Origin of the sequence: Planktotalea sp. (assembly GCF_965659345.1) — a bacterium.
GTDB lineage: Bacteria > Pseudomonadota > Alphaproteobacteria > Rhodobacterales > Rhodobacteraceae > Planktotalea.
Window position 1 is genome coordinate 1 of sequence record NZ_CBFHVK010000044.1, and the last position, 5,773, is coordinate 5,773.

The 5,773-nt window shown below is 52.8% G+C and carries 5 protein-coding genes; 3 read left to right on the forward strand and 2 right to left on the reverse strand.

Features of this window, described 5'->3' with window-relative positions; genetic code table 11:
• Positions 1-1,113, reverse strand: a 1,113-nt coding sequence (locus ACTG3Z_RS17365) for an ROK family transcriptional regulator (RefSeq protein ID WP_439144261.1), incomplete at its 3' end; no start/stop codon positions are given.
• Between the two features lie 162 nt (positions 1,114-1,275).
• Here ACTG3Z_RS17365 and ACTG3Z_RS17370 point away from each other — a divergent pair.
• The 3 genes from ACTG3Z_RS17370 (at position 1,276) to ACTG3Z_RS17380 (ending at position 4,275) form a co-directional block, all read left to right on the forward strand.
• Positions 1,276-2,292, forward strand: coding sequence for a sugar ABC transporter substrate-binding protein (locus ACTG3Z_RS17370; RefSeq protein WP_375266645.1), 1,017 nt, complete (start codon positions 1,276-1,278; stop codon positions 2,290-2,292).
• Positions 2,293-2,434: 142 nt separating this feature from the next.
• The gene (locus ACTG3Z_RS17375) at positions 2,435-3,505 is read left to right on the forward strand and encodes an ABC transporter permease (protein ID WP_375266646.1); all 1,071 of its coding nucleotides are present in this window, start codon (positions 2,435-2,437) and stop codon (positions 3,503-3,505) included.
• The gene (locus ACTG3Z_RS17380; protein ID WP_375266647.1) at positions 3,505-4,275 is read left to right on the forward strand and encodes an ATP-binding cassette domain-containing protein; all 771 of its coding nucleotides are present in this window, start codon (positions 3,505-3,507) and stop codon (positions 4,273-4,275) included. Before ACTG3Z_RS17375 ends, ACTG3Z_RS17380 begins: the two co-directional genes overlap by 1 nt.
• Before the next feature lie 76 nt (positions 4,276-4,351).
• Here ACTG3Z_RS17380 and ACTG3Z_RS17385 read toward each other — a convergent pair whose 3' ends face one another.
• The gene (locus ACTG3Z_RS17385) at positions 4,352-5,239 is read right to left on the reverse strand and encodes an NAD-dependent epimerase/dehydratase family protein (RefSeq protein ID WP_375266648.1); all 888 of its coding nucleotides are present in this window, start codon (positions 5,237-5,239) and stop codon (positions 4,352-4,354) included.
• Positions 5,240-5,773: the final 534 nt, after the last annotated feature.

The following is a 5,773-nucleotide window of genomic DNA, read 5'->3' on the forward strand; positions in this document are numbered from 1 at the left end:
TGGCCTAAGCAATCCAGACCAAGGTAAATCATCAAGGGCGGTAAATATGCGTTCGATGATGACCGTCCGAAGGTCATCCGACATGTTTCCATCTACAAGGATCGCGGGAAAATCGATGACTGAACACGCGCTTGCGATAAAGGTCGCGAGGGCGGGCGCTGCTTCTGACAGCCAATCCTCAAAAATGTCAGGTTCTTGTAAGTGCCACTGAGCATTCGGATCTAAAGTAAATGTTGGATCGTCGAAATGATCCGCAAATCGACGTTCGAGACCAATGAATGAAGCGGTATCCACAAGCTGACTTTGACGACCCGCTCCAGACTGCATTGGGAAAGGGCCTACGGCCCCGGCATTGCCTTTGCGCCCTGCGTAGAGAGCGCCGTTCAAGACCAGGCCACCACCAACAAAGTGACCAATATAAATGTACAGAAAATCCAGCGGTTTTTCGATATTTCCGAAGGTTAACTCTGCGCCACAGGCACTCGTTGCATCGTTGCCAAGAAACACACGAAAATCGAAAAGCGTTTCGACCTCCGCACGCAAATCAAAGCCCTGCCAAGCGGCCATTGCCGATGGTGCGACGCCAATCACATTCGCCCATTCCCATAGAAAATAAGGGGACGCGATACCCAGACCTGAGATGCGGCTTCTGTCAATGTCTGACAATGTGCCACATATCTTGGCGACAGCACTTTGGACGAACGCCAGCGTCTTTTCCGGCGTTGGGTAGCTATACGTCTTTTCGATATGTGCCAGCTCTTCACCCACAAAGTTGACCAAAATGAGTTCTGCGGACCTGCGGCCCACTTTCAGCCCAAAGAAATAAGCGCCATTCGGATCAAGACGCATTGGGATGGACGGCTGGCCGATTTTTCCACGAACCTTGTCGCCCTTTTTAAGGAGGCCTTCACTTTCAAGCGCGCGGACGATCACCGAAACGGTTTGCGCAGAAAGCCCGGTGCGGCGTGCAATCTCGGCCTTTGCAAGGGGTCCCACACGGCGCAGGATTGTCAGAACCAGTCGTTCATTACGATCGCGCATACCGGTTTGGTTCGATCCTGTTGCGTCGAACTTATCAATAAAATCAATGCTTTCAAGCTCAACGGAATCCATTGGTGCGAAGATCCTCCCACGCAATGATGATAGCAAATCTAGACGTGCGTCAATACTAAATCATTTTGAATTAGTTATTGACGAGAGAGGCGAATCGAACTTACCTTCCGGTAGCGCACGATGCGTGTTGGGCGAGAAAGCCTATGTCTTTGGGAGGATACTATGAAAAAACTGACAACAGTCGCTGCGGCGGCCCTTATTGCGTCTGCGGGCGCGTCTTTTGCAGACGGCCACGCGACCACCGTTTGCCTAATCACCAAAACAGACACCAATCCATTCTTCGTGAAAATGCGCGAAGGCGCAGAAGCGAAGGCTGAAGAGCTTGGGATGACGCTCAAATCATACGCCGGTAAAATCGATGGTGATCACGAAACACAGGTGCAAGCGATTGAAACCTGCATTCTGGATGGCGCTAAGGGCATTCTTTTGACTGCATCCGACACATCCTCGATCGTGCCCGCTGTTGAGCAAGCGCGTGACGCTGGTTTGCTGGTCATCGCCTTGGATACGCCATTGTCGCCCATCGATGCAGCAGACGCGACGTTCGCAACGGACAACTTTCTTGCTGGTGAACTGATCGGCCAATGGGCCGCTGGGCAAATCGGCGATACGTCCACTGCGAAAATCGGTATGATGAATATCAATGTCTCCCAGCCGACCGTAGGTGTTCTGCGGAACCAAGGCTTCTTGCAAGGGTTCGGTATTGATCTGGCCGATCCGGCCAAATGGGGTGACGAGACCGATGCGCGCATCGTGAACAACGAAGTCACTAACGCGAACGAGGAGGGTGGCCGTAAGTCAATGGAAAACCTTCTGACCATGGATGATGGTACGAACGTTCTCTACACCATCAACGAGCCAGCTGCCGCCGGTGCCTACGAGACGCTGAAAGACTTCGGTAAAACGGACGATGTGATCGTCGTATCCGTTGATGGTGGTTGCCCAGGCATTCAGGCCGTTGCAGACGGCGAACTTGGTGCGACCTCGCAGCAGTACCCATTGCTGATGGCGTCCTTGGGTGTTGAGGCCGTAAAAGCATGGGCGGACTCAGGCGAAAAGCCTGAAAACACCCCTGGCAAAGACTTCTTCGACACAGGTGTAGCGCTGGTCACGGATGCGCCTGTCGATGGCGTTCCTTCGATCTCCTCCGCCAAAGGTCTGGAGCTGTGCTGGGGCTAATCTCGCCCAATGCATCAAGGGAAGGTGCCGTGCGTGCCTTCCCTTTCTAATTTAGTGAAGCCAAAAAAACCTTCACGACACACAAAAACAATGCTTCGATAATCGAACAGCAAAGGCACGTCATAGTGTCAACGGGGGACGCATGTCAGAAAGCAGTGCAAAGAAAGACTTTGAAACCGGCTTGGAAGGCGCAACCGAAGCCGTTGCCGAGTTCGAAGACACGAAAAAGGGATTTGTCGGCCGCGTACAACATGCCTTGCATGTGAACCCCGCGCTTGTCCCACTCATCGTTCTGATCGCCTCCGTCATCCTGTTTGGCATGTTGATCGGACAAAGGTTCTTTTCGCCCTTCGCAATGACCCTTATCCTGCAGCAAGTGCAGATCGTCGGTATTGTTGCCGCCGCGCAGAGTCTGGTCATTCTGACGGCTGGCATCGACCTGAGCGTGGGGGCTATTATGGTGCTGTCCTCGGTCGTCATGGGTCAGTTTACATTCCGCTACGGCATGCCTGTTGAGGTTGCTGTCATGTGTGGTCTTGCCGTTGGTATGGCCTGCGGTGCGATCAACGGCTGGCTGGTGGCTTATATGAAGTTGCCACCGTTCATCGTAACCCTTGGCACGTGGCAAATCGTTCTGGCCGCCAACTTCCTTTATTCCGCGAACGAGACTATTCGCAGTGCGGATATCGAGGATCAGGCACCGCTGCTCCAGGTGTTCGGCACGAAATTCAAAATGGGCGGCGCGACCCTGACTCTGGGCGTGATTTTCATGCTGCTTCTGATGGTCACTCTTGCCTATGCACTCAAACAAACGGCTTGGGGTCGGCATGTCTATGCAGTTGGAGATGACCCCGACGCGGCAGAGCTTGCAGGCGTGAATGTCAAGCGCACGCTTATGTCTGTATATCTGATTTCTGGTCTCATCTGCGCCTTTGCAGGCTGGGCCATGGTCGGCCGGATTGGTTCGATCTCACCAACGGTTGGGCAACTGGCCAACATTGAAAGTATCACTGCGGTTGTGATCGGGGGTATCTCCCTCTTTGGGGGGCGCGGGTCGATCCTGGGTGCACTGTTCGGAGCCTTGATTGTGGGCGTGTTCACCTTGGGTCTACGTCTGCTTGGAGCCGATGCGCAATGGACGTTCCTCCTGATTGGTTTGCTGATCATCGCGGCGGTTGCCGTCGACCAATGGATTAGAAAGGTGTCTGCATAATGGAACCAATCCTCAAAGCGCGTAACCTTGTGAAACGCTATGGCCGTGTGACCGCCCTTGATCACTGTGATTTCGAACTGATGCCTGGTGAAATCCTGGGGGTCATTGGTGACAATGGCGCGGGCAAATCAACCCTGATCAAAGTGTTATGTGGCGCGGTAATCCCGGACCAGGGGGATGTGTTTTTGGATGGCAAAAAGGTGTCGTTCAACTCTCCAATCGAGGCTCGTGATCAGGGCATCGAGACGGTGTACCAAACACTCGCCATGAGCCCCGCCCTGTCAATCGCCGACAATATGTTCATGGGGCGCGAACTGCGCAAACCCGGGCTGATGGGCAAATTGTTCGGCCAACTCGACAAGCGCAAAATGGAGGACTTCGCCCGTGAAAAGCTGTCGGAGTTGGGATTGATGACTATTCAGAACATAAATCAGGCGGTCGAAACGCTTTCTGGTGGGCAACGCCAAGGTGTGGCTGTGGCGCGTGCCGCCGCATTTGGATCAAAGGTGATTATTCTGGATGAGCCCACCGCAGCCCTTGGTGTAAAGGAAAGCCGCCGTGTGCTGGATTTGATCCAAGACGTAAAAGCGCGCGGCATCCCGATCATTCTCATCAGCCACAATATGCCTCATGTGTTCGAGGTTTGTGACCGGATCCATATTCACAGGCTGGGCAAACGGCTGACCGTTATTGATCCCAAAGATCATGAAATGTCAGACGCCGTGGCCTATATGACAGGCGCTAAGTCCGCAGAGCTTGAGGCGACCTAATCATTAAACACTAAAAAAGCCCCTACGCGACACTGTCTCATAGGGGCTTTTTGATTTTAAAGTGCAGCTTTAATTGTCACGCTTTCACGACATCGCGCCAGGTGTGCTTTGGTTCAAATCCAACCATCCGCTTGGCCTTCTTGTTGGAAAAGAACGTCTCGTTCGGTTCCATCTCTGAGCGCACTTCAACGCCTTGGTAGAACTGTTCGATCACCTGATCCGAAGTTATGGCGACCGATAGGTCGTCATTGGACACGTTGAACACCTCATAGCCCAAACCATCTGTTTTCAGGCAACAGTCGACCATGTGCCCCAGATCACGCGCGTCGATGTAGGCGAATATGTTGCGACGGCGCAGGTCAGGATCTTTCACAAAGGCTGGGAACATCTCGGTATACTCGTGCGGTTCGATCACATTGTTTATCCGTAACCCGTAGATATCAGCGCCCGTACGCGCTTGGAACGATCGCGCCGTCATCTCATTGCAAACCTTTGACATTGCATAGCTGTCATGCGGCACAGTCGGGTGCGTCTCATCAATTGGAACGAACTCCGGTTTCAATTCACCATCAGCAAAGCACACCGCATAGGTGGTTTCAGAACTTGCAAAGATCACCTTACGCACGCCTAGCTTCATAGCCGCCTCGATCACATTGTAAGTGGTTATCGTGTTCTGCCGAAAGCACTCGCAATCGGTGCCAATCATCACGCGAGGCACAGCTGCAAAGTGCACGACAGCGTCATAGGTCGGAACGCCATTGCCTGTGTCCAATTCCGCGCCGTCGATGAATTGTGACATGGCCCCAATCACTTGGCCTGCATCGAATAGATCGACCAACAACTCAGGGCAATCGAGGCCCGAGGGCGTTTGATCGATGTTGACCACATGGTGGCCTCGTGCCTGCAAGTGTTGGACGGCCCACTTACCAGCCTTCCCGCTGCCCCCAGTAAAGAATACACGCATCCCACTCTCCAGTCTTTCGCATCAAATTGTTTGTCAGATCAGAACTAAACTCTGCCCGAGTGCGGCGCGTAGAGCAAGGCGCTGGTGTGCCCGTGCAAGACACTTCATTGCTCGTGATTTTAGAGGTCAGGGTCATTTTCAAACAGCAGAGATCAGGACTCATGTGCCTAAGGCCGTATTCGATCGGTGGATACAGCTTGCTCATTGATGATGCCGGAAACAAGTCTGCGATCACACTCGTAAAATCAGACGGTGTACCAGCCCATCAATCTGACGAAAGCCGGAAATATCTAGACCCAGGTGGTCCAAGGTTGGGGGCAGCTGCACATCGTCAGCCTCTTCGAAGTCATTGGTACGTTAAGCAACTTTCAAAATGTTACCAATGCACTTTTGGTATGTTCAAATCTGAGCTCATTAAAAAGGGGCCCATCAGGGCCCCTAGTTTTCGCATCAGAACTGGAAAAGTGTTATACTTTACCCTTCCAAGGCACGAGCCAAGTTTCCAGCGCGCGTACACCTACGTCGATCAAGAAG